Below are 25,347 nucleotides of genomic sequence, written 5' to 3'. Positions count from 1 at the left end.
TCATTTCGCCTGCAGCTGGCGCGCGTCCTGCACCTGCTGCACCGTCACCGGCGCCGCCTGGTTACCCCAGCTTCCCCGCAGATAGCTCATCAGATCCGCCGCCTGCCGATCGTTCAACGCCCAGCCGTAAGCCGGCATGTCGAACGCCATCGCCTGCTGCGTGATCGGGGTATGCGCCCCCTCCAGCACTACCCGCAGCGCGGTCAGCGGATTGTCCGCCGTTACCGTGGCATTGCCCGCCAGCGCCGGAATGGCAAAATCAGTGCCTTCGCCCTTGTTGCCGTGGCAGGTCGAGCAGTACATCGCGTAGGTCGCCTTGCCGCCCGGATTATTCGCCGGCACGGCAGGCGCAGCGGCTTTGGCGGCGGTTTCCGGCGCCAGGCTGCGCAGGTACACCGCGATGGCGTTCAGATCGCCGTCGCTGAGGTACTGCGTGCTGTGGGTCACCACCTCGCTCATCGGCCCGACGACCGCCGCATGGCGGCTGCGGCCGGTTTTCAGCAGCGCCGTCACCTCTTCCGGCGGCAGGCCGCGCAGATTGGAGGCGTACCAGCCGTCCAGCTCGGCGCCGCTCAGGAACACCGGCTCCTTACCGTCCAGCCCCTTCTCCTGCATCGCCCAGCCGCGCGGCGTGTGGCAACTGCCGCAATGGCCCGCGCCCTGCACCAGGTAGGCGCCGCGGTTCCACTCGGCGCTTTGCTGCGGATCTGCCTGATACGGCTGGTCGTCGTGGAACAGCGAGTTCCACACCGCCAGCGGCCAGCGCATCGACAATGGCCAGCTGATGTCGCTGTCACGGTTGGCGACGTTCTGTGCCGGCACCTCATTCATCAGATAGTCATACAGCGCGCGCATGTCTTCCGCGCTCATTTTGGCGTACGAGGTGTACGGCATCGCCGGGTAGAGCCGGTGACCGTCTTTGGCTACCCCCTGGCGCATGGCGCGATCGAACTCCTCGAACGAATAGGCGCCGATGCCGTGCAGCTTGTCCGACGTGATGTTGGTGGCGTAGATAGCCCCGAGCGGCGTCGGGAACTTCATGCCGCCCGCCAGTTCAGCGCCGCCCGGCGCGGTGTGGCAGGCGGTGCAATCGCCGGCTTTGGCGACGTATTCCCCGGCCGACATCGCCTGGGCCGAGCCGCCGGCCGCCAGCAGGCTCAACAGGTACAGCGAACGCAGACTCATGCTCCCTCCTTGGCGGCAACCTTGCCGTAGGCCAGTTCGTTCACCGCACGCCACGCCTGATCGATCGCCGAGTTGGCGTACGGGCTCCAGTCAGAATCGGAGTTGGCGATAACGATCTTACCGATCGGCTGCCGCGCCGTTTCGATGATTTTCTTGGCTTCTTCTTCGTCGTCAAACAGCCCGTTAAGGAAGTAGGAATAACCGTGCGACCAGCGGTTGACGGTGATCGCCTGAATGTCGCGCTGATGGTCGAAACCGGCGTCGCCCAGCATGCCCTGCAGCTGTTCGCGGATCATCTGCTCATGCACCTCGAACGGCGTGCCCAGCAGCAGCGCGCGCCCTTTGCGCGACTGCTCGCGCGGGCTGAGGCCGCTGCCCGGCAGCGTCGGCACGTACACCATATGCAGGCCGATCGGCCGGTCCGGATCGCGCGGGTGCTGATACCCGCCCATGCTCACCGGGTAGTCCAGCTTCACGCGGCTGTACGGCGCGGCCGGCGAATAAATTTCGTGCACGCCCAGCTTGATGAACGGCTGCCAGTTGCGGATCACCACCTTGCTGTACACCAGCGGCGCCTTGACGTTCTGCTTCAGCGCCTCCTGCTGCTCGTGCGACATCTCCGGCACCAGGTACGGGATCATCATGTTGTAGCCGGCCATCACCACCTGCCCGGCGCGCACTTTGGTCATCTTCTCGCCGGTCATGTAGGTGACTTCCACCTTGTCGCCGACGTTGGCCGCGTGCAGCCCGGTGCTGTTCAAACGCAGCTTCACCGGCGACTCCGGCCGATCGAGCTGGCTGTAGTCGAATTTGGCCAGCACCACGTCGTTCATGTCTTTGCCGGCCGGCGCCACCGCCGGGATCAGCTTGCGCACCATCAGGCGCGTCAGCGTGGCGTTGCCGTCCGGGAAGTGGAACACGTAAGGATCGTCGAGATCCGCCTGCGACTCTTCATCCAGCGGCGGCAGATTCATGCCGCCGAGGCCCGGCAGATCGCAGATGCGCGCATCGCTGCACGACGTGCCGTCGATGCCCACCGCCTGGAAGTCGTTGGTGGTCTGCTGGAAATAACGGATCGCCAGCTCGCTCAGACCCACTTTTTCACGCAGGAACTGGGTGTAGCTGTGGGTATCGAGCCATTCGACCTTCTGCTCCAGCGTCATCTCCGGCAGATAATCTTTCTCCACCGTATGCAGCGCGATCAGCGCCTGGCGATCGCTTTCCGGCAGCGGGAAATCACCGATGAACGCTTCATAAGAGCGGCCGTTGAGACGATCGCGCGGAATATCGTCTGCCACCGTGCGGCCCGGATCGCCGCTCACCACCTTGTCGACGCCGAAGTTCTTGCGATCGAAGTAAACCCCGCGGCTCAGGTTCAGATCCGGGTAGAAGGTAGTGTCAAACGCCTGCTCCAGCCGATCGATATCGACGCCGAGCTTGCGCAGCAGCCCCATCGCCACCGGGCTGAAGTTGGAGCGCGGCGACTGCAGCGATTCGCTGCCGCCGTAGCCGAGCAGCATGCCGTCGTCGGTGTTGAATTCGTTGCGCTTGGCGTGGCCGCCGAAGTCGTCATGGTTGTCGATCAGCAAAATGCGCTGCTGCTCGCCTTTCAGCTGCTGCCAGAAACAGGCGGCCGCCAGCCCGCTGATGCCGGCGCCGACCACCACCAGATCGAACTCTTCAACGGCGGGCACGCTGCCGAAATCAAAGGTTTTACCGTCGCGCCCCAGTTGGTGCGCATGCTCGAACGAGCCCGGATGGTTGCCCCGCAGCCCGGTCAGCGCCGGCGGGTAGTATAGGGTTTGATTGGCGGTTTGCGGCGACGCGCGCAAGATTTGCAGCGGCGTCAACCCGGCGGCGATGGTGATCGCCACCCCGTTGAGAAAATCGCGTCGGGTGATACCCATATAGGCTTCCTTTTTATTATCATCGGCCGGCCGGGGCCGGCCCGAAGGCCGCGCTATTGTGCGGATAATTATTGTAAAATCAATGTTTGAACATCACATGACGAATGGCGGTGTAATCCTCCAGCCCGTACATCGACATGTCCTTGCCGTAACCGGACAGTTTCTGGCCGCCGTGCGGCATTTCGCTCACCAACATGAAGTGGGTGTTCACCCAAGTGCAGCCGTATTGCAGGCGGGCGCTCAAGCGATGCGCGCGGCCCACGTCGCGGGTCCACACGGACGACGCCAGCCCGTAGTTGGATTCGTTCGCCCAGGCCAGCACCTGCTCTTCGTCGTCGAACGGCGTCACCGTCACCACCGGGCCGAACACCTCGCGCTGCACGATCTCATCCTCCTGGCGCGCGCCGGCCAGCAGCGTCGGCTGGAAGTAGTAACCCGGCCCCTTCACCTTCTCGCCGCCGGTCACCACCTGCACGTGCGGCAACGCTTTGGCGCGCTCGACAAAACCGGCGACCCGCTCCAGATGCTGGGCGGTAATCAATGGCCCCAGCTCGGTGCTCTCGTCGTCCGGCGCACCGACCTTCAGGCTGGCCACCGCCTCACCCAGCCGCTTCACCAGCTCGGGATAAATGCTTTTCTGCGCGTAGATGCGGCAGGCAGCGGTGCAATCCTGCCCGGCGTTGTAGAAACCAAAGCCGCGAATACCGTCCACCACCTGCTGCAGATCGGCATCGTCGAACACCAGCACCGGTGCCTTGCCGCCCAGCTCCATATGGGTGCGCTTAATGCCGGCGGCGGTGTGGGCGATGATGTGCTCGCCGGTGGCGATCGAGCCGGTCAGCGACACCATGCGCACCTTGTCATGCCCGGTCAGCCGATCGCCGACGCCGGCACCGCGGCCGAACAGCACGTTGAGCACCCCCGGCGGGAACAGCCCGGCGGCCAGTTCGGCCAGTTTAAAGGTGGTCAGCGGCGTCTGCTCCGACGGCTTGATCACCACGCAGTTGCCCGCCGCCAGCGCCGGTGCCAGTTTCCAGGCCGCCATCATCAGCGGGTAGTTCCACGGCGCGATCGAAGCCACCACGCCGAGCGGATCGCGGCGGATCATCGAGGTATGCCCGGCCAGATACTCGCCGGCCGCCATGCCGGTCAGGCAGCGGCTGGCCCCGGCGAAGAAGCGAAACACGTCGGCCACCGCCGGCAGTTCGTCGTTCAACACGCAGTGATAAGGCTTGCCGCAGTTGAGCGATTCCAGCCTGGCGAAGGTCTCGGCATGCTCGTCGATCAGATCCGCCAGCTTGAGCAGATGCTCGGCACGCGCCTTCGGCGTGGTTTGCCCCCAGGCGGCGAACGCGGCGTCCGCCGCCAGCACCGCGCGATCGACCTGCTCCGGGCTGGCCTCCGCCACCTGTGCGATCACTTCGCCGGTCGCCGGGTTATACACCGGCTGGGTCGCGCCCTGGCCATTCACCAGGTGGCCATCAATCAACAGTTGGCTTTGCATAGGGTTATCCTTTTATCAGAGGTCGGGTAAGGAAATTATTTGCCGCTGCCGGCGACGCTTTCCCCACCTTTGGTCAGGTAGTAAGCGCCGAGGATCGGCAGCATGGTCAACAGCATCACCGACAGCGCCACCACGTTGGTGATCGGCACGTCGCGCGGGCGACCGAGCTGGTTCAGCAGCCACAGCGGCAGCGTGCGCTCGTGGCCGGCGGTAAAGGTAGTCACGATGATTTCATCGAACGACAGCGCGAACGCCAGCATGCCCCCGGCCAGCAGCGCCGAGCCGAGGTTCGGCAAGATCACGTAACGGAAGGTTTGCCAGCCGTCGGCGCCGAGATCCATCGACGCTTCGATCAGGCTGTACGAGGTGCGGCGGAACCGGGCGATGACGTTGTTGAACACGATCACCACGCAGAACGTTGCATGGCCGACGACGATAGTCAGGATGCCCGGCTCGATGTTCAGCGCCTTGAATGCCGCCAGCAGCGCCAGACCGGTGACGATCCCCGGCAGCGCGATCGGCAGCAGCAACAGCAGCGAAATGCTATCCTTGCCGAAGAAATCGCGCCGATACAGCGCCGCCGCCGCCAGGGTGCCGAGCACCAGCGCGATGGCGGTCGCCAGGCAGGCGATCTGCGCCGACAGCAGCACCGCATCGAGGATATCCTGCCGCCCGGCGGCAACGTTGAACCAGTGCAGCGTGAAGCCCTTCGGCGGGAAGCTGAAGGCCGCGTCCTCGGTGTTGAAGGCGTAGATGGCGATGATCGCCAACGGGAAATGCAGGAAGATCAGTCCGCCCCAGGCGGCCAGCTTCAGCCCTAAGGGCGCGCGTTCAGAGTGCATCGAAAGCCCCCAGACGTTTGACGATGGAAAGGTAAATGGCGATCAGGACGATCGGCACCAGCGTAAAGGCCGCGGCCATCGGCATATTGCCGATCGCCCCCTGCTGGGCGTACACCATGCTGCCGATGAAATAGCCCGGCGGCCCCACCAGCTGCGGCACGATAAAGTCGCCCAGCGTCAGCGAGAAGGTGAAGATCGACCCGGCGGCGATGCCCGGTACCGCCAGCGGCAAAATGACGTGGCGGAAGGTCTGCGCCGGTCGCGCGCCCAGATCCGCCGAGGCATGCAGCAGCGAGGGCGGCAGGCGCTCCAGCGCCGCCTGGATCGGCAGGATCATGAACGGCAGCCAGATATAGACGAACACCAGAAAACGCCCCAGCCCCGAGGTCGACAGCGTGTTGCCGCCGATGCCGGGCACCGTCAGCAGCGAAGCCAGCAGCGGCTCCAGCCCCAGGTGCTGCAGGAACCACTGCGCCACGCCGTCTTTCGCCAGCAGCAGGGTCCAGGCATAGGCTTTAACGATATAGCTGGCCCACATCGGCATCATCACCGCGATGTAAAAGAACGCTTTGACGCGGCCGCTGGTGTAGCGCGCCATGTAATAGGCGATCGGGAACGCCAGTACCGCGCTGGCCAACGACACCAGCACCGCCATGGTCAGCGTGCGCAGGATGATGTCGTAGTTGGCCGGGTTGAACAGCGCCGCCAGGTTGGCGAAGGTCAGATCCGGCGTCACCGCCATGGTGAAGTCGTCGAAGGTGTAAAACCCTTGCCACAGCAGCGTCAGCAGCGAACCGAGGTACACCGCGCCGAACCACAGCAGCGGCGGCACCAGCAGCAAAAGCAGATACAGCGTCGGCCGGCGATAAAGCCAGGTTGACAGCGCGCGCACGGTACCGCCGCGCGCCGAGGGGGAATCGATGCTCATGTCCATCTCACCCCTCCTCCAGCAGCGGCACCATCGCCGCGCGCGGCCAGCAGGCGACGATCGGCTGGCCGATCTGCCGCTGTTGCCCTTCGGCGAGCCACTGCGGATTGGCCTGGCTGACCAGCAGCTTCTCGCCGCCGTTCAGCGTGATTTCATATCGCGTGGCCGCGCCCTGGTAATGGATTTCCTGCAGCGTGCCCTGCACCTGGATCTCGTCCTGCGCCGCGCCGCCGTGCTCCAGCAGGCGGATATGTTCCGGCCGGATCGAGAAGGTTCGGCTTTCGCCGAGCAGGCGCTGCGCCAGCTCGCTGCGCACCACGTTGGAGGTGCCGACGAACTCGGCGACGAACGGCGTTTTCGGCCGCATGTAAAGCTCACGCGGCGTATCCACCTGTTCGATGCGGCCGTTATTGAACACCGCCACCCGATCGGACATCGACAGCGCTTCGCTTTGATCGTGGGTGACGAAGATAAAGGTGATGCCCAGCTGGCGCTGCAGCTTCTTCAGCTCCCCCTGCATCTGCTCGCGCAGCTTGAGATCCAGCGCGCCGAGCGGTTCGTCCAGCAGCAGCACCCGCGGCCGATTGACCAGCGCGCGCGCCAACGCCACGCGCTGCCGCTGGCCGCCCGACAGGTGCGCCGGCTTGCGTTCGGCAACGAAACCGAGCGCCACGCTCTCCAGCGCCTCTTGCGCCCGCGCCAGCCGCTCGCGTTTGGCGACGCCCTTCACCATCAGGCCGTAGGCGACGTTTTCCAGCACCGACATGTGCGGGAACAGCGCGTAATCCTGAAACACGGTGTTCACGTCGCGCTGATACGGCGGCAGGCTGGCGGCTTCCTGGCCGTGGATGCGAATCGAGCCGGAAGTGAGCTGTTCAAAGCCAGCGATCAGGCGCAGGCAGGTGGTTTTGCCCGAGCCGGACGGCCCGAGCATGGAGAAGAATTCCCCATCCTGAATGTCGATGGATACCCGATCCACGGCGCGAACATCGCCGAAAGTCCGCGAAACATCGATGAATTGCACGGCAATGGTCATTTTCTGTGCTCCATACTGATGTAGTTCGGGCGCAGCGGGCTGCGCCCTGCGGCTTAGCGGCCGCCCATGATGGCGATGTAATCCTGGGTCCAGCGGCTGTACGGCACGAACTTGCCGCCCTGCGCCTGCGGCGTTTTCCAGAAGGCGATTTTGTCGAACTGGTTGAAGCCGTTGGTTTCGCAGCCCTTCTCACCCAGCAGCGCGCTGGCCTTGCAGCCCGCCGGTGACGCCGGCACCGACCCGAACCAGGCCGCCACATCGCCCTGCACCTTCGGCTCCAGCGACCAGTTCATCCACTGGTAGGCACAGCTCGGGTGTTTGGCGTCGGCATGCAGCATGGTGGTGTCCGCCCAGCCGGTCACGCCCTCTTTCGGGAACACGGTGGCGATCGGCTGCCCCTCGCCCTTCAGGGCGTTGGCCTGATATGGCCAGGCGCTGGAGGCCACCACGCCTTCGTTTTTAAAGTCGCTCATCTGCACCGAGGTGTCGTGCCAGTAGCGGTGGATCAGCGCGTGCTGGCTGCGCAGCAGCTTCAGCGCCGCCTGATACTGCTCTTCGTTGAGCTGATAAGGATCGCTGATGCCAAGCTGCGGCTGGGTGGCCTTCAGGAACAGCGCCGCATCGGCGATGTAGATCGGGCCGTCGTAAGCCTGCACCCGGCCCTGATTGCTCTTGCCGTCCGGCAGATTCTGCTGCTGGAAGATCACCGCCCAGCTGTCCGGCGGCGTCGGGAAGGTTTTGGTGTTGTACATCAGTAGGTTCGGCCCCCACTGGTACGGCGTGCCATAGGTTTTGCCGTCCACGGTGTACCAGGCGCCGTTCAGCAGGCGCGGATCGATGTTCTTCCAGTTCGGGATCAGCGCGGTGTTGATCGGCTGCACCCGCTTGCCGAAGATCAGGCGCAGCGAGGCGTCGCCGGAAGCGGTCACCAGATCGTAGCCGCCCTTGGCCATCAGGCTGACCATTTCATCGGAGGTGGCGGCTGTCTTCACGTTCACCGCGCAGCCGGTTTGCTTTTCAAACTGGGTGACCCAGTCGTAGTTTTTGTCGGACTGGCCGCGTTCGATGTAGCCGGGCCAGGCGATGATATCCAGCCGGCCTTCGCCTTTGCCCAGCGACTGCGGCAGATCGGCCGCCTGGGCCAGGCCGCACAGCACGGTGAGACAGAGCGCGGAGACGGTGGTGGTGACTGCGGTAGTTTTTCTCATCGTAATTACCCCTGTGTTGCGTATCTGTGTGCGGCAGGGAACGGCTGCCGCCCGATTTTGCTTTATAGAACCGCTAGAAGCTGGCTTTGAACTTCGCCATTACGTGCCTGACAACGCTGTAATCCTGCAGCGAATCGCTGGACAGATCCTTGCCGTAGCCGGAGCGTTTCAGGCCGCCGTGCGGCATCTCGCTCGCCAAGGTGAAATGGGTGTTGATCCAGGTGCTGCCGTACTGCAGATGGGCGGCGATGTGTAGCGCCCGGTCGATATTTTGCGTCCACACCGACGAAGCCAGCCCGTATTCCGAGTCGTTGGCCCACGCGACCGCCTGCTCCAGGTGTTCGAAGCGCGTGATGCTGACCACCGGGCCAAACACCTCGCGCTGCACGATTTCGTCGCTTTGCAGGCAGCCCGCCAGCAGGGTCGGCTGGTAATAGAACCCCGGCCCGGAGTGGGCCGCGGCGCCGGTGATCAATTCGATATGCGGTTGGCTGAGCGCCCGCTCGACGAAGCTGGCGACGCGATCGCGCTGACGGCTACTTATCAACGGGCCGATCTCGTTGTCCTGATCGCGCTTGCGGGCGAAGCGCAGGCTGGCGACCGCCTCGCCCAGCGCGTCCACCAGTTTGGGATAGATGCCCGCCTGCGCGTAGATGCGGCAGGCGGCGGTGCAATCCTGGCCGGCGTTGTAATAGCCGTAGGTGCGGATGCCGTTGACCACCTCGTCGAGATCGGCGTCGTCGCAGACGATCACCGGCGCCTTGCCCCCCAGTTCCAGGTGGGTACGCTTGACGCTTTTGGCCGCCGCCTGAAGAATTTTTTGCCCGGTGACGATATCGCCAGTGACCGACACCAGCCGCACCTGCGGATGCCCCACCAGCTGGCTGCCGACCCCTTCCCCGCCGCCGTAGACGATATTCAGCACGCCCGGCGGCAGGATCTCCTGCAGCGCCGGCACCAGCGCCAGAATGGTCAGCGGCGTATGCTCGGAGGGTTTAAACACCACGGTATTGCCCGCCGCCAACGCCGGCGCAATCTTCCACGCCGCCATCATCAGCGGATAGTTCCAGGGGGCGATCGAGGCCACCACGCCGATCGGATCGCGGCGGATCATCGAGGTGTGACCCGGCACATACTCGCCGGCCAGCTGCCCTTGCTGCGTGCGCACCGCGCCGGCGAAGAAGCGGAACACGTCGACCGCCGCCGGCAGATCGTCATTGAGCGCCTGATGCAGCGGTTTGCCGCAGTTGAGGGCTTCCAGCTGCGCCAGCTGCGGCGCCTGCCGCTCGATGGCGTCGGCGATGCGCAGCAACAGCGTGGCGCGCTGGGCCGGCGTGGTGCGCGACCAGTGGCCGAACGCCTGCTGCGCGGCTTTCACCGCGCCGCCGACCTGCGCCGAAGAGGCTTCGGTCAGGGCGATCAGCGTCTCGCCGTTGGCCGGATTGACGATGCACTCCTGCTGGCCTTCGCCGTTGACCATCTGACCGTTAATGAACTGCTGACAGGACAAACCTGAGAGAACCTGCACATCTGCCATCGCCTGACGCCTCTAAGTGACAAAAACGTTAACCAAATGTGAATAAGTTAGTTTTAATCAGCCTAAGCGAGCCTCTGGCGGGCAACAAATTCTAAATACTGAACGCCGCGTTCGATTAAATCGAATGCTTAAGCCCGGAGGCGTGTTTGCTGCCGTTCTCGCGCGCGATGGTAAGGAACGGCGTCACCAGCTCCGGCCGCGCGCTGCCGCGCCGCCACGCCAGCCCGATGTCCAGCGGCTCCAGCAGATCGTCCAGCTTGCGCGCCTCGATCATGTTTCCCTCCAGCGACCAGGCGCGGTACGCCATGTCCGGTTGGATGGAGACTCCCATTCCCGCCGCCACCAGGCTGCGCACCGCCTCGGTCGAGGCGGTCTTCATGGCGATCTCCGGCTTCAGCCCGGCACGCGACCAAATGCGCCGCGCGTGCACGTCCATTTCATCGGCGTTGAGCTGGATCAACGGCTGTTTGGCCACGTCCGCCAGGCTGATGCTCTCGTGATCCAGCAGCGGGTGCAGCGGCGGCAGCCACAGGCGATACGGCGAGTGCATCAGCACCTCGGTCTGCAGCGCGTCGCGGTCTTCGATGTTAGACAGGATCAGCACACCGATGTCGATCTCGCCGCTAACCAGCAGATGCTCGATATACGGGCGCTCGTCTTCAACCACCTGCACGGTGACGTTGGGATAGGCCGATTTAAAGCGCGTGAGCAGCTCCACCAGAAAGTAGCCGGCCACCAGGCTGGTGACGCCGATGGTCAGCTTGCCGGTCAGGCTTTCGGTGCCGATCTGCAGACTGCGCTTGGCGTTGTCCACCGTCGCCAGGATCAGATACGACTGGCGCAGGAACTGATGCCCCTGATGGGTCAACGTCATGCCCTTGGCGTGGCGATCGAACAGCCGCACGCCGATCTCGGTTTCCAACTGCTGGATCGCCAGCGTCAGCGAAGACTGGGAGACAAACACCGCCTGGGCGCCGGCGGAGATCGACCCGGTTTCCGCCACCGCGATAAAGTGGCGGATTTGGCGTAACGTCATCATGGGGTGATTCCTCAAGCAAAAACATTGCGTTGAGTGTAGACGTCGGCCATGAAGCGATCGGGAAAAGTATCAAAAACGCGATAGCGTTCGCTTTTTTAGAATGCCGACGAACAAAAAGGGGGAAACGGCGAGGCAAAAAAGTGCGATGTGCGGGGGACAGAAATGACAAGAGCGCAGCACGCTGCGCCCTGGATAGCCGATGATCCTGCGGAGGATCAGATCGCTTCTTCGTCCTGCTCGCCGGTACGGATGCGCACCACGCGCGCCACGTCGAAGACAAAGATTTTGCCGTCGCCGATCTTGCCGGTCTGCGCGGTCTGCATGATGGTTTCCACGCAGGTGTCGACGATATCGTCGGCAACCACGATCTCGATCTTCACCTTAGGCAGAAAGTCGACCATGTACTCGGCACCGCGGTACAGCTCGGTGTGGCCCTTTTGGCGGCCGAAGCCTTTCACTTCGGTGACCGTCATGCCGGTGATGCCCACTTCAGCCAGCGCTTCGCGGACGTCATCCAGTTTGAACGGCTTGATAATCGCGTCGATCTTTTTCATCTTCTTTCCTTTTACCAATTTTTGCGGCCAAAACCGGATGTGATGGGGTAGCGGCGGTCTTTGCCGAAGTTACGGGCGGTGATACGCGGCCCGACGGCGGCCTGACGCCGCTTGTATTCGTTGATGTCCACCAGGCGGATCACCTTGCGCACAATCGCTTCGTCGAAGCCTTCGGCCACCAGATCGGCAACCGACTTGTCGCGCTCAACGTAGCCTTCCAGGATCGCGTCCAGGATATCGTACGGCGGCAGGCTGTCCTGATCGACCTGATCCGGCGCCAGCTCGGCGGACGGCGGACGATCGATCACCCGCTGCGGGATCACGTAGGAGACGGTGTTACGGTATTCGGACAGCTTGAACACCAGCGTTTTCGGCACGTCCTTCAGCACGTCGAAACCGCCGGCCATATCGCCGTACAGCGTGGCGTAACCCACCGCCATTTCGCTCTTGTTGCCGGTGGTCAGCACGATGCTGCGGCGTTTGTTGGACAGCGCCATCAGCACCACCCCGCGGCAACGCGCCTGCAGGTTTTCTTCGGTGGTGTCGCGCTCGGTGCCGGCGAACATCGGCGACAGCTGGCCCATAAAGGCGTCGAACATCGGTTCGATGGAGACGATATCGAACTCCACGCCGAGGATTTCCGCCTCTTCCTTGGCGTCGGCGATGCTGATATCCGCGGTATAGCGGAACGGCATCATCAGCGCCTGCACCTTGTCTTTGCCCAGCGCATCCACGGCGATCGCCAGCGTCAGCGCCGAGTCGATACCGCCGGACAGGCCCAGCACCGCGCCTTTAAAGCCGTTTTTGGTCACGTAGTCGCGCACCGCCAACACCAGCGCCTGGTACACCTGCGCCAGCTGCGGCAGCTCAGCGGCCGGATCGGCCATCGGCACCACGGCCAGCTCGTTGAATTCCAAACGAGTCACCTGCTCGTCGAAGGCCGCCAGACGGTGAGTCAGGGTGCCGGCGGCGTCGAATACCTTGGAGCAGCCGTCGAAGATCAGCTCATCCTGGCCGCCGATCTGATTGAGGTACACCAGCGGCAGCTGGGTGCGCTGGCAGTGGCCGGCCATCAGCGTTTTGCGGATATACGGCTTTTCGCGGTTATACGGCGAAGCATTAATCGACAGGATAATTTCCGCGCCCGCCGCCTTGGCGGCGTCGATCGGCTCAGGGAACCATAGATCTTCGCAAATCAGCAGACCCAGACGGTAGCCTTTCAGCTCCACCACGCAGGTGTCTTTGCCGGCGTGGAAATAGCGCTTCTCATCGAACACGCCGTAGTTCGGCAGCTGCTGCTTGAAGTAGCGGGTCAGCAGGCGGCCTTCGGCAAACAGCGACAGCGCGTTATACAGCTTGTCGCCTTCGCGCCACGGGTGGCCGACCAGGATCGCCGTCTCGGCGGAGGCCTGCTGCAGGCGCAGCAGCTGCGCGTCGCAGCGCTGATAGAAGTCATTGCGATACAGCAGATCTTCCGGCGGATAGCCGGACAGCGCCAGTTCGCTGAACATGACCAGATCGGCTCCCGCCTTCTGCTGCTCCTGCACGATTTGCAACATGCGTTCGGTGTTGCCTTCAATGTCGCCGACCAGCAGGTTCAGCTGGGCCAGGGCGATGGAAAGTGATCTGCTCATTTGTGTACGATCCCGCTTAATACGTTCCATGGTGCTCTACGCCGGGGCGCGCCGCGGCAAAGAGAACGGAGTGTAAATCATTCCGCCGGATTTGTTGAGAACCTGCGTGGCAGGCGCCGGCGGCAAACTGTCATTCTTTAAAATCGTTGGCGTCCAGCTCGTGGCGCGACAGCAATTTGTAAAACTCGGTGCGGTTGCGGCCCGCCATGCGCGCGGCCTGAGTCACGTTGCCCTTGGTGATCTGCAGCAGCTTGCGCAGGTAGTGCAACTCGAACTGGTTGCGCGCTTCGGCGAAGGTCGGCAGCGCGGTGTTTTCCCCTTCCAGCGCCTGCTCCACCAGCGCTTCGCCGATCACCGGCGCCGAGGTCAGCGCCACGCACTGCTCGATGACGTTGACCAGCTGACGCACGTTGCCCGGCCAGCTGGCGGTCATCAGCCGCTTCATGGCATCGGTCGAGAAACTGCGCACGAACGGCTTGTGCCGCTGAGCCGCCTCGCGCAACAGGTGGTTGGCCAGCAGCGGGATATCTTCGGCGCGTTCGTTGAGCGCCGGGATCTTCAGGTTCACCACGTTGAGGCGATAGTAGAGATCCTCGCGGAACTCGTTCTTCGCCATCGCCTTTTGCAGATCGCGGTGGGTGGCGGAAATGATGCGCACGTCAATGTCCAGATCGCGGTTGCTGCCCAGCGGCCGCACCTTGCGCTCCTGCAACACGCGCAGCAACTTCACCTGCAGCGACAGCGGCATATCGCCGATCTCGTCGAGGAACAGCGTGCCGCCCGCCGCCGCCTGGAACAGCCCTTCGCGGCTGCTGACCGCGCCGGTAAAGGCGCCCTTGGCGTGGCCAAACAGTTCGGACTCCAGCAGTTGCTCCGGCAGCGCGCCGCAGTTGATGGCGATGAACGCCTTGCCGGCGCGCGGGCTGGCCGCGTGAATAGCCTGCGCCACCACCTCTTTACCGGTGCCGCTCTGGCCGTTGATCAAGACGCTGACGTCGGACTGCGCCACCATTTTCACCTGCTCCAGCAGGCGCAGCATCAGCGGGCTGCGGGTGACGATGTCTTCGCGCCAGGCCTCGTCGCCGGCCGGGGTGGCCGACAGCGCGAGCGCCTCGTCGATGGCCTTGTACAGCGCATCGCGATCCACCGGCTTGGTCAGGAAGCTGAACACCCCCTGCTGGGTGGCGGCCACCGCATCGGGAATCGAACCGTGCGCGGTGAGAATGATTACCGGCATGCCCGGCTGATGTTTTTGGATCTCGGCGAACAGCGCCATGCCGTCCATCTCGTCCATACGCAGATCGCTGATCACCAGATCGATCTGTTCGCGCGCCAGCAGGCGCAGCGCTTCCTGGCCGCTTTCGGCGGTGGTGACGTGAAAACCTTCGCTGGTCAGACGCATGCCCAGCAGCTTCAGCAGGCTGGGATCATCGTCAACCAAAAGTAGATTGGCCGGTTTGCGTGCGGTCATTGCGCGTGGGACTCCTTATTGGCAGGGGGCGGCGTATAGGTGTCTTCCGGTTCAACCGGCAGCGCGGTGCCCTTTTCCGGTTCGTCCTGCGGCTCAGCCCCTTTGGCGGCCGCGCCGCTTTTACCGGCGGCTTCGCCCTTTTGCGAGCCTGCCCCGTTGTCCGGGATTTCCCCTTGCAGCTGCTTGCGCGAAGAGAGCTGGCGCTCGATGTCGGTCAGATTTTCCAGCTTGCGCGAGGTGTCCTGCAGCTGCGATTGCAAACGCGCCTGGCTCTGGCGCAGCGAATCGATCTGGCTGTCGCTGCTCTCCTGCAGATGCTGATAGCGCGCTTTCTCATCGAACAGCGTGATCTGCAGTATCTGCTGCTGGCGCCACAGCTGCGTCAGCGGACGCAGTGAACCCGGGAATTCCATCCGGTAGCTGTTGATCCTGTCGATGATCTGGCGGCGTTCGCCGGAGGTCGGCTGTGCGCTGCCCAGCAGGATGCTCTGTTTGAAAACGCCGGACCAGCTGTCGCCAGGCACCGTTTTCGCCAGCGCGCGCGCCTGGGTCGAGCCGATACGGTCGGCGCAGTCCATCGCGCGCAGCCAGTAGAGCGCGTTATCCACCGCGTCCTTGTCGTCCAACTGCCACAGGGTATCGCAAGCCGCGGTGCGGTAATCGATCACCTTGGTATCCGGGATCGCCTCTTGCTGCTGAGGGTTCAGGCCGCCGCTGACGGCGCGATCGACGCAGCCCGCCAGCAACAGCGGCATAAAGAAGACGGCGCCCAACCAGCTGATCGGGCGTTTGCCGAGCGGCGCTCTGTGCGTGGCACGCGGTGAACGTTCGGTCTGTGCAAGACGAAGGCGTTTAGACCATGTGTACATTATTTATTCATTCTCGGCGGTTAACGGCAGTTCAATGCGGAAGCAGACGTCTGCACCGGCGACCGTCGCCAGTTGCAGCTCACCGCGCATGCGACGGATACAGTCCTGAGCGATGCTCAACCCCAGTCCGCTTCCTTTTACCGCCCCTTTTCGCTGGTGACTACCCTGGAAAAAAGGCTCGAAAATCATGGCTCTTTCAGCCTCGGGGATCGGCGTGCCGGTATTGGCGACGTCGATTTGCACCCGTTGTCCAACCTGACGGCTGCGGATCCAAATGTTACCGGATTCCTTGCCGTAGTGCACCGCATTGGAGTAGAGATTATCCAGCACGCGCATTAATAGCGTAGGCTCTGCCCAGCAGATTTCCGCCTCCAGCGTAATTTCGGTGGAAATCATCTTCGCCCGCGCAGGCAAACTGTGTGCGGCGACCACCAAGTCGACCATTTCGCACAGCTCGACGTTCTCGTGTTCCGCCGGGCCATCGGCCAGTTTGCGGTTGTAATCCAGCAGCTGTTCGATCAGCTGCTGCAGATGGCGGCTGCTGTTGTCGAGGATCGCCACCACCTCTTTCTGATCGGAGGTCAGCGGCCCCGCTACCTCGTCGGCCAGCAGTTCAGTGCCTTCACGCATGCTGGCCAGCGGCGTTTTCAGCTCGTGCGAAATATGGCGCAAGAATTCGTGGCGCTGCGACTCCAGCCACGCCAGCCGCTCACTCAGCCAGATGATGCGCTGCGCCAGCGAACGCAGCTCGCGCGGCCCTTTGAACGATGCGGTACTGCCCAGCGCGCGCCCTTCCCCCAGGCGGTTGATCATCCGCTCCACGGCCTTGACCGGCCCGATGATCATGCGGGTAAACAACACCACCAGCAGCACGCTGACCAGGAACAGCAGCAGCGCCTGCCAGCCGAAGAACTGGCCCCGTTCGGCGATGGCCTGCTGCAGCTGCTGACCGCGCGAGAACACCACCGCGCGCGTGGCCTGCACCATTTCGGCATTGGAACGGGAGAACGACTCGAGCAAGGCGGAAGCCTCTTGGTCCGGCCCGCTGTTATGGCATTTGATCGCCGCCAGCTGGGTCAGCAACTGGCGCAGCGTTTGGTAGTAACGCTCGTCCGGAAGAATCGGCGCGTGGGCGTCCAGCATCTGCGAATACTGCTTGCGCTGGTTCTGATACAGCTTTTGCAGCGTGGGATCGACCAGCACGCAGTACTGACGATAGCTACGCTCCATTTCCAGCGCCACGCTGGTCATTGCCTCGCTGCGCCGCGCGTCCACCAGCGTGGTGCGGTTGATGTCCGCCGCCTGCGCGCTGAGGTGATCCAGACTCTGGTAGGCCTGATAGGCCAGCACCAACAGCGGCAGCAGCACCAACAGGAAGGCCAGCAGCACCAATTGCCGCAGCGAACGGGGGAATAAACGCCATCTTTTCAACGAAATCATCTCATTCTCTCAGCTCTGTCACGATGCTAACTGACTCGCCGGAAAGAGAAAAGCCCGGCAAGGGAGAATCCTGAACGCGCAAGGAAAAAGCTACGGGATCGGTGAACCGCGCCCATAGGCCTGGCCTGTCGACCGCATGCGGCCCCGTTAACATCAACCGGTGCGAAAATGAGAGTGTGGGGATAGCATCTGCGTTCGAGGGCATAGGCAACGAAACAGGGATAAGCGCAGCGTTGGGAAATGACATCGGGGCAAGAAACTTGCCCCAACGCAAGGAAAGTGTGGATGCCCTTGAACCTCGTCCCCAGGGTGATGTAGCGCAGCGGCTGGCATCGAACAGGACGAATAGCATCCGTAAGTATCCAGGATTGATGAACCCTTCATCACAGTTGGATACAGGCGGTGCCTCACTCCACGTGTCGCCCGATGCTTGATAAAGCCGCTTGCACGGTCTGTTATCGGTTTGGTTGGACGATAGGCACCATTTCTTTGGCATCATTCGGAGGCTTATGAGGCGATTTGCCGTCTAATTACGGCGCCGTCATAAAAAGGTGAATGAGCAGCCGCTGAGAATAATGCACGTTACGTGCCAACTTTGCAATAGAAATCATAACACAATGATTTTATTTAAAAATAAAATCACACCAGCAACTTCCCTCGCCCATTACGCTCTGATGAGCGATGAAAAAAACGCCGCGCTGTCGCCAAATGCCGACAACTAAAGCCAAACCCATTTACTACCAATAAAATCAAACAGTTAAATGTCTCCATTTAGCGACATGAAAAATAGCGCCTGTCGCAAAATGCAGACACTACCGCCAGACGGCGAACGTCGGCCATAAAAAAGGGCGCAATTGCTTGCGCCCTCTGCACGGTAGTGGCCGTTTTTAGCCCAGTTGCTTACGGGCGTTGCGGAACATGCGCATCCACGGGCTGTCCTCGCCCCACTCTTCCGGGTGCCAGGAGTTGCTGACCGTGCGGAACACGCGTTCCGGGTGCGGCATCATCACCGTGGCACGCCCGCTGGCGCTGGTCACGGCGGTAATGCCGTTCGGCGAACCGTTCGGGTTAGCCGGGTAAGCTTCCGTCACCTGACCGGCGTTGTTGACGAAACGCAGCGCCACCAAACCGTGGCTTTCCAGCGCCGCCAGGTGCGCCGCATCGCGCACTTCGACATGCCCCTCGCCGTGGGAAACGGCGATCGGCATACGCGAACCGGTCATGCCCTGCATGAACAGCGACGGGCTGGCCGCCACTTCCACCAGGCTGAAGCGCGCCTCGAAACGATCCGACAGGTTGCGCACAAAGCGCGGCCAGTGTTCTGCGCCTGGGATCAGCTCGCGCAGGTTGGACATCATCTGACAACCGTTGCACACGCCCAGCGCCAGCGTCTGCGGACGGTGGAAGAACGCTTCGAACTCGTCGCGCACCCGCTCGTTGAACAGGATAGACTTCGCCCAACCTTCGCCGGCGCCCAGTACGTCGCCGTAAGAGAAGCCGCCGCAGGCCACCAGCGTGTGGAAGTCCTGCAGATCGCGGCGCCCTGCCAGCAGATCGCTCATGTGCACGTCCACCGCGTCAAAGCCGGCGCGGTGGAACGCCGCCGCCATTTCAACGTGGGAGTTCACCCCCTGCTCGCGCAGCACCGCCACTTTCGGGCGAGCGCCCTTGGCGATGTATGGCGCGGCGATGTCTTCCTCCGGTGCGAAGGTCAACTTCACGTTCAGGCCGGGATCTTGTTCATCCTGCTTGGCCTGATGTTCCTGATCGGCGCACGCCGGGTTGTCGCGCAGGCGCTGCATCTGCCAGGTGGTTTCCGCCCACCAGGTGCGCAGCGTATTGCGGCTTTCGCTGTACAGCGCCTTGCCGTGTTGGGTGATGACGAAACGATCGCCGGCCTGCACGCTGCCGATGTGATGCACGTTGTCGGTCAGTCCGTGCTGAGCGAAAGCCTGCTTCACGTCGTCAAGACGTTCGGCGCTCACCTGGATCACCGCGCCCAACTCTTCGTTGAACAGCACCGCCAGCGCGTCGTCGCCGAGGCCGTCGAGATTGACGTCCACACCGCAGTGACCAGCGAAGGCCATCTCCGCCAGCGTCACCAGCAGGCCGCCGTCGGCGCGGTCGTGGTAAGCCAACAGCGCTTGATCAGCCACCAGCTGCTGCATGGCGTTGAAGAAGCCCGCCAGCTGCGCAACGTTGCGCACGTCGGCCGGTTTGTCGCCCAGCTGGCGGTAAACCTGCGCCAGCGCGGTGGCACCCAGCGCGTTATGGCCATTGCCCAGGTCGATCAACAGCAGCGCGCTGTCGCCCTTATCGGTGCGCAGCTGCGGCGTCACGGTGTGGCGCACGTCCTCCACGCGGGCGAAGGCGGTGATGACCAGCGACAGCGGCGAGGTCATTTCGCGCTGTTCGTTGCCTTCCTGCCAGCGGGTTTTCATCGACATGGAGTCTTTGCCCACCGGGATGGTGATGCCCAGCGCCGGGCACAGCTCTTCGCCCACCGCTTTCACCGCTTCGTACAGGCCGGCGTCTTCGCCCGGGTGGCCGGCGGCGGCCATCCAGTTGGCGGACAGCTTCACGCGCTTCAGGCTGCCTATCTCGGTGGCGGCCAGGTTGGTCAGCGCTTCCCCGACCGCCAGGCGACCGGAAGCGGCGAAGTCCAGCAGCGCCACCGGCGCACGTTCGCCGAGCGACATCGCTTCGCCGTAGTAGCTGTCCAGGCTGGCGGTGGTGACCGCGCAGTCGGCAACCGGGATCTGCCACGGGCCGACCATTTGGTCACGCGCCACCATGCCGGTAACGGTGCGATCGCCGATGGTGATCAGGAAGGTTTTCTCCGCAACGGCCGGCAGGTGCAGCACGCGTTTCACCGCATCGGCCAGCGTGATGTTCTCGCGCTGCACCGCCTGGCCACTCGCCTGCAGACGGGTAACGTCGCGGGTCATCTTCGGCGTTTTGCCGAGCAGCACGTCCAGCGGCATGTCGATCGGCTGGTTGTCGAAGTGGCGGTCGTTCAGCGTCAGGTGCTGTTCTTCGGTCGCTTCGCCGATCACCGCGTAAGGCGCGCGCTCGCGGCGGCAGATCTCGTCGAACTGCGCCATCTGCGCCGGGGCGATCGCCATCACGTAACGTTCCTGCGATTCGTTGCACCACACTTCCAGCGGGCTCATGCCCGGCTCGTCGTTGAGGATGTCGCGCAGTTCAAAGCGGCCGCCGCGGCCGCCGTCGCTCACCAGCTCCGGCATGGCGTTGGACAGCCCGCCGGCGCCGACGTCATGGATAAACAGGATCGGGTTCTGGTCACCCAACTGCCAGCAGCGGTCGATCACTTCCTGACAGCGGCGCTCCATTTCCGGGTTGTCGCGCTGCACCGAAGCGAAGTCCAGATCGGCATCGGACTGGCCTGACGCCATCGACGAGGCCGCGCCGCCGCCCAGGCCGATATTCATCGCCGGGCCGCCCAGTACCACCAGCTTGGCGCCGACGGTGATTTCCCCTTTCTGCACGTGATCGGCGCGGATGTTGCCGATGCCGCCCGCCAGCATGATCGGTTTGTGGTAGCCGCGCAGCTCGACGCCGTTGTGGCTGTTGACGCGCTCTTCATAGGTACGGAAGTAGCCCAGCAGCGCCGGACGACCGAATTCGTTGTTGAACGCCGCGCCGCCCAGCGGGCCTTCGGTCATGATATCCAGCGCGGTGACGATGCGTTCCGGCTTGCCGAAATCCTGCTCCCACGGCTGTTCAAAACCGGGAATACGCAGGTTGGACACCGAGAAGCCCACCAGGCCGGCTTTCGGCTTGGCGCCGCGGCCGGTAGCCCCCTCGTCGCGGATCTCGCCGCCGGAGCCGGTCGCGGCGCCCGGCCACGGCGAGATCGCCGTCGGGTGGTTGTGGGTTTCTACCTTCATCAGGATGTGCGCGTCTTCCTGATGGTAATCGTACTTGCCGTTTTCCGGCGCAGCGAAGAAGCGGCCGACCTGCGAGCCTTCCATCACCGCGGCGTTGTCTTTATACGCCGACAGCACATAGTCCGGCGTCTGCTCATAGGTGTTCTTGATCATTTTGAACAGCGATTTAGGCTGCTGTTCGCCGTCGATGATCCAATCGGCGTTGAAAATCTTGTGGCGGCAGTGCTCGGAGTTGGCCTGCGCGAACATATAAAGTTCGATATCCGTCGGGTTGCGCCCCAAATCAGTAAAGGCATTCAGCAGGTAGTCGATCTCGTCCTGCGCCAGCGCCAGGCCGAGCCGGACGTTAGCCTGCTCCAGCGCGGTGCGTCCTGCGCCCAACACATCGATCGACTGATACGGCGCCGGCTGATGGTGCGCGAACAGCTGTTCGGCCTGTTGCAGCTCGCTGAAGACGATTTCCATCATGCGATCGTGCAGCAGCGCGGCGAGCTGGCCCCACTGGGTTTCCGTCAGCTCGGGCGCCTTGACGTAGAACGCCAGGCCGCGTTCCAACCGCAGCACCTGTTGCAAACCGCAGTTGTGGGCGATGTCGGTGGCTTTGGAAGACCAGGGAGAAATGGTGCCCGGACGCGGCGTAACCAGCAGCAACCGGCCTTCGGGAGCGTGTTCGGCGAGAGAAGGACCGTACTTGAGCAGTCGTTGAAGTTTGGCGTGTTCTTCGGCACTGAGCGGTGCGCTAACATCGGCAAAGTGGACGTACTCGGCGTAGATATCACTGATGGGCAGGTGAGCGTCCTGGCAGCGGGACAGCAGTTTGGTAATGCGAAAAGCCGATAAAGCGGGCGAACCACGCAGAATTTCCATAATCAAAGTTCTCTCGTCTTCGAAGCGACGGATAAGACGCTTCATTGGGCGCAACAGGGGAAAACGCGCGTCATTATAGAGAATCCTCGCCGCCGACGAAACCGTTTGCGTAGGGATTATTGATAAAAGCGTGCCGCACCGTCGAATTGTCATAACGTGTCAATAAAGTTGCACACTGGCGTTTTGTTGCGCAAAATGCCCCCGCACTGGTGATTTAACCATGAGAAAATTCGCGGTTATCGTCGCCGGCGTACCTGTGCCACCACTGGATAACTATTTGAAACGTCTTAAAATAAACTACATCCTCATCGGCGTTGTCACCCTGCTTCTGGCTCTCGCCCTGTGGCCCAATATCACCTGGCGCAGCGGCCAGGGCGGGCAACTCCAGGAGATCATTTCCCGCGGCGAGTTGCGTATCAGCACGCTGAACTCCCCGCTGACCTATTTCAACACCAAGCAAGGGCCGGGTGGGCTCGACTACGAACTGGCCAAGCGCTTCGCCAACTACCTCGGGGTGAAGCTGGTGGTGATCCCCCATCAGAACATCAATGACCTGTTCGACGATCTGGACGACGACGACGCCGATCTGCTGGCGGCGGGCCTTATCTACAACCAGGAGCGCCTCAGCCGCGCGCGCACCGGCCCCGCCTACTACTCCGTTTCCCAACAGCTGGTGTACCGGCTGGGCACCCCGCGGCCAAAAGGCTTCGCCGACATTAAAGGCAAGCTGGCGGTCGCCTCCGGTTCCGCGCACGTCAGCACGCTAAAGCAGCTCAAACAGGATAAATACCCGGATCTCGCCTGGGAGTCCTCCAGCGATCTCACCTCCAAAGAGCTGCTGGAGCGGGTGGCCGACGGCAAGCTGGACTACACCCTCGGCGATTCGGTCACCATCGCGCTGCTGCAGCGCATCCATCCGCAGCTGGCGGTGGCGTTCGACGTCACCGACGAAGAACCGGTCACCTGGTATCTGAAACGCGACGGCGACGACAGCCTGTACGCGGCGATGCTGGACTTCTACAGCCAGATGGTGGACGACGGCACCCTGGCGCGGCTCGAAGAAAAATACCTAGGCCACGTCGGCAGCTTTGACTATGTGGACACCAAAACCTTCCTGTCGGCCATCGACTCGGTGCTGCCCAACTTCCGCCCACTGTTCGAGAAGCACGCCAACGAGATCGACTGGAAGCTGCTGGCGGCCATCGCCTATCAGGAATCGCACTGGAATCCGCAGGCCACCTCACCCACCGGCGTGCGCGGCCTGATGATGCTGACCCGCGCCACCGCCGACGGTCTGGGGGTCAACGACCGCCTCGATCCGGAAGAGAGCATTCAGGGCGGCGCGCTCTACCTGCAGCGGCTAATGGCCAAGGTGCCGGACAGCGTGCCGGAAGACGAGCGCATCTGGTTCTCGCTGGCGGCCTACAACATGGGCTGGGGCCACATGCTGGACGCGCGCAAGCTGACCAAAACGCAAAAAGGCAATCCGGACAGCTGGGTCGACGTCAAGCAGCGCCTGCCGATGCTCAGCCAGAAGCGCTACTACCCGCAGCTGACCTACGGCTATGCGCGCGGGCGTGAAGCCTACAACTATGTAGAAAACATCCGCCGCTACCAGGTCAGCCTGGTGGGCTATCTGCAGGAAAAAGAGAGAAAGGCGGCGCAAGCGGCCGCCGAGCAGGAGGCGTTGGGGAAAGGCTATCCGACGGTGATGCCGGAACTGGCGCTCAACCACTGATTATTCCGGCTTATCCACCGCCCGCTGCGCCAGCCTGAGCGCTTTTTTCTGTTCGCGGCGCAGGCGGAAGAAATTGCTCAAGGTGGCGGCGCATTCGTCTGCCAACACACCGGAGACGATCTCCACCTGATGGTTCATGCCCGGATGGCGCAAAATATCCACCAGCGAACCGGCCGCGCCGGTTTTCTCGTCGGCGGCGCCATACACCAACCGGCGGATACGGCTGTGCACCATCGCACCGGCGCACATCACGCAGGGCTCCAGCGTGACGTACAGCGTGGCGTTCAGCAGGCGGTAGTTTTGCAGCACCGCGCCGCCCTGGCGCAGCGCCATGATCTCGGCGTGTGCGGTAGGATCGTGTCGGCCGATCGGGCGGTTCCAGCCCTCGCCGATGACCTGATTGTCCAGCACCAGCAGCGCACCCACCGGCACCTCGCCCTCTTCCTGCGCGCGCAGGGCCAGCTGCAATGCCTGACGCATCCAGTACTCATCGTTATATTCAGTCATCGCATAATTCCTCGTGCGCTTTTGCGGCGGGCATTATACACACTAGCCTCCCTTTGTCGTAGCCGCCCGCCAATGGCTATACTGGCCGAATCAGCGTGTGATTCAGGGACAAGAAGCATGAAACTCAGTAAAAAGAACGCGGTCGTGGTGCGCAAGGCACTGGACGGCTGGGTGGGGGAAGGCGCCTTGACGCCCGAACAACGGCAGCAACTGCTGCAGCATGTGGCCGTGCAGCCTTTCGACTGGCGGCGGCTGGCGCGCTATGCGTTTCTCGCCGCGCTGGCCTCGCTGCTGATCGCCGTCACCAGCCTGTTCGCCGACAGCGAACTGCTTGCATGGCTCAGCGGACTGTTCCGCTTCGACGCGCCGGTACGCATGGCGATCGCCGGCGTACTGGCGGCGCTGGCCTACGTCTGGGCGCTGCGTCGCCGCCGGCGCCACCCGGAAAAACGCTACGGCAACGAAGCGGCGCTGTTTGTCGCCGTGTTGCTTACCGCCTGCGCCTTATGGCAGTTGGGGGTCTGGCTGGATAACGGCAGCGGCCGGGTTTCCGTGCTGCTGCTGTTCGCCGCGCTGCTGTACGGCGGGATCGGCTGGTTCAGCCGCTCCGGGCTGGTGTGGTGGTTCGCCCTGCTGTCGCTCGGCAACGCCTTCGGCGCCGAGACCGGCTACCTGTCCGGCTGGGGCGCCTACTGGCTCGGCATGAGCTACCCGATTCGCTTTATCGCCTTTGGCACGGTGCTGATCGCCGCCGCGCTGCTGTTGCGGCCGCTGTTGGCGCAGCGCGGTCTGCAGCGGGTGTCGCTGGCGATGGGCCTGCTGTACCTGTTTATCGCCCTGTGGCTGCTGTCTATCTTCGGCAACTACGGCGATCTCGACAGCTGGTACAGCGCGCGCCAGATTGAGCTGTTCCACTGGAGCCTGCTGTTCGGGCTGGCCGCCCTCGCCGCCATTTGGCTGGGGTTGAAGCATGACGACGCCATGCTGCGCGGCTTCGGGTTGACCTTCCTCGGCATTAACCTGTATACCCGTCTGTTCGAGTTTTTCTGGGACAGCATGCCGAAGGCGGTTTTCTTCGTGCTGCTCGGCCTGAGCCTGTGGGCGTTGGGGCATTATGCGGAGAAGATTTGGCAATTGGGGCGCAAGCCGCACGATGTGACCGACGACTGA

18 protein-coding genes are annotated in these 25,347 nt (G+C 62.9%); 2 read left to right on the top strand and 16 right to left on the bottom strand.

From position 1 onward, the window contains the following. The 15 genes from ACYF6X_RS01730 to purL form a co-directional block, all read right to left on the bottom strand. Entirely contained in the window at positions 1–1,185 is a 1,185-nt protein-coding gene (locus tag ACYF6X_RS01730; RefSeq protein WP_130018138.1) for a c-type cytochrome, read from the bottom strand. Then, positions 1,182–3,092 carry an NAD(P)/FAD-dependent oxidoreductase gene (locus tag ACYF6X_RS01725; RefSeq protein WP_063990548.1) on the bottom strand — a complete coding sequence of 637 codons (1,911 nt, stop codon included), beginning with the start codon at positions 3,090–3,092 and terminating at the stop codon, positions 1,182–1,184. The genes ACYF6X_RS01730 and ACYF6X_RS01725 overlap by 4 nt, the downstream gene beginning before the upstream one ends. Before the next feature lie 79 nt (positions 3,093–3,171). Further along, entirely contained in the window at positions 3,172–4,596 is a 1,425-nt protein-coding gene (patD, locus tag ACYF6X_RS01720; RefSeq protein ID WP_063990549.1) for an aminobutyraldehyde dehydrogenase, read from the bottom strand. A gap of 35 nt (positions 4,597–4,631) precedes the next feature. After that, positions 4,632–5,438 carry an ABC transporter permease gene (locus tag ACYF6X_RS01715; RefSeq protein WP_033648928.1) on the bottom strand — a complete coding sequence of 269 codons (807 nt, stop codon included), beginning with the start codon at positions 5,436–5,438 and terminating at the stop codon, positions 4,632–4,634. Further along, positions 5,428–6,372 (bottom strand): ABC transporter permease, encoded by a 945-nt coding sequence (locus ACYF6X_RS01710; protein WP_041036356.1) that lies wholly within the window; start codon positions 6,370–6,372, stop codon positions 5,428–5,430. Before ACYF6X_RS01710 ends, ACYF6X_RS01715 begins: the two co-directional genes overlap by 11 nt. Position 6,373: 1 nt before the next feature. Beyond that, positions 6,374–7,402, bottom strand: a complete 1,029-nt coding sequence (locus ACYF6X_RS01705; protein ID WP_130018137.1) for an ABC transporter ATP-binding protein — start codon at positions 7,400–7,402, stop codon at positions 6,374–6,376. A 53-nt stretch (positions 7,403–7,455) separates the two neighbouring features. Then, positions 7,456–8,610 carry a putative ABC transporter substrate-binding protein YdcS gene (gene ydcS, locus ACYF6X_RS01700; RefSeq protein ID WP_033635611.1) on the bottom strand — a complete coding sequence of 385 codons (1,155 nt, stop codon included), beginning with the start codon at positions 8,608–8,610 and terminating at the stop codon, positions 7,456–7,458. A 73-nt stretch (positions 8,611–8,683) separates the two neighbouring features. After that, a complete protein-coding gene (locus ACYF6X_RS01695; protein WP_130018136.1) occupies positions 8,684–10,147 on the bottom strand; it encodes a gamma-aminobutyraldehyde dehydrogenase in 1,464 nt (487 codons plus the stop codon). Between the two features lie 115 nt (positions 10,148–10,262). After that, positions 10,263–11,186 (bottom strand): LysR substrate-binding domain-containing protein, encoded by a 924-nt coding sequence (locus ACYF6X_RS01690; RefSeq protein WP_130018135.1) that lies wholly within the window; start codon positions 11,184–11,186, stop codon positions 10,263–10,265. Positions 11,187–11,401: 215 nt separating this feature from the next. After that, the gene (gene glnB / locus ACYF6X_RS01685) at positions 11,402–11,740 is read right to left on the bottom strand and encodes a nitrogen regulatory protein P-II (protein WP_004847623.1); all 339 of its coding nucleotides are present in this window, start codon (positions 11,738–11,740) and stop codon (positions 11,402–11,404) included. Positions 11,741–11,751: 11 nt separating this feature from the next. Then, a complete protein-coding gene (locus tag ACYF6X_RS01680; protein ID WP_063990554.1) occupies positions 11,752–13,374 on the bottom strand; it encodes an NAD+ synthase in 1,623 nt (540 codons plus the stop codon). A gap of 130 nt (positions 13,375–13,504) precedes the next feature. Beyond that, positions 13,505–14,845: a two-component system response regulator GlrR gene (gene glrR / locus ACYF6X_RS01675; RefSeq protein ID WP_107227803.1), complete on the bottom strand. Its 1,341-nt coding sequence runs from the start codon at positions 14,843–14,845 to the stop codon at positions 13,505–13,507. After that, positions 14,842–15,714, bottom strand: coding sequence for a two-component system QseEF-associated lipoprotein QseG (qseG, locus tag ACYF6X_RS01670; protein ID WP_130018134.1), 873 nt, complete (start codon positions 15,712–15,714; stop codon positions 14,842–14,844). Before qseG ends, glrR begins: the two co-directional genes overlap by 4 nt. A gap of 3 nt (positions 15,715–15,717) precedes the next feature. After that, on the bottom strand, positions 15,718–17,154 hold the full coding sequence (locus tag ACYF6X_RS01665) for a sensor histidine kinase (RefSeq protein WP_130018133.1): 1,437 nt from the start codon (positions 17,152–17,154) through the stop codon (positions 15,718–15,720). A gap of 887 nt (positions 17,155–18,041) precedes the next feature. Next, positions 18,042–21,935, bottom strand: a complete 3,894-nt coding sequence (gene purL, locus ACYF6X_RS01660; protein WP_172837487.1) for a phosphoribosylformylglycinamidine synthase — start codon at positions 21,933–21,935, stop codon at positions 18,042–18,044. 274 nt (positions 21,936–22,209) lie between these two features. Between purL and mltF the strand changes: the two genes are divergently transcribed. Continuing rightward, positions 22,210–23,670: a membrane-bound lytic murein transglycosylase MltF gene (gene mltF, locus ACYF6X_RS01655; RefSeq protein ID WP_063990557.1), complete on the top strand. Its 1,461-nt coding sequence runs from the start codon at positions 22,210–22,212 to the stop codon at positions 23,668–23,670. Here the strand turns inward: mltF and tadA are convergent, their stop codons facing one another. Beyond that, positions 23,671–24,177, bottom strand: a complete 507-nt coding sequence (tadA, locus tag ACYF6X_RS01650) for a tRNA adenosine(34) deaminase TadA (RefSeq protein ID WP_063990558.1) — start codon at positions 24,175–24,177, stop codon at positions 23,671–23,673. Positions 24,178–24,294: 117 nt separating this feature from the next. Here tadA and ACYF6X_RS01645 point away from each other — a divergent pair, with 117 nt between their 5' ends. Continuing rightward, on the top strand, positions 24,295–25,347 hold the full coding sequence (locus tag ACYF6X_RS01645) for a DUF2157 domain-containing protein (protein ID WP_130018132.1): 1,053 nt from the start codon (positions 24,295–24,297) through the stop codon (positions 25,345–25,347).

This window comes from Serratia sp. ID 25-353 (assembly GCF_054792795.1).
This window is presented reverse-complemented; position numbering and strand designations above follow the sequence as displayed.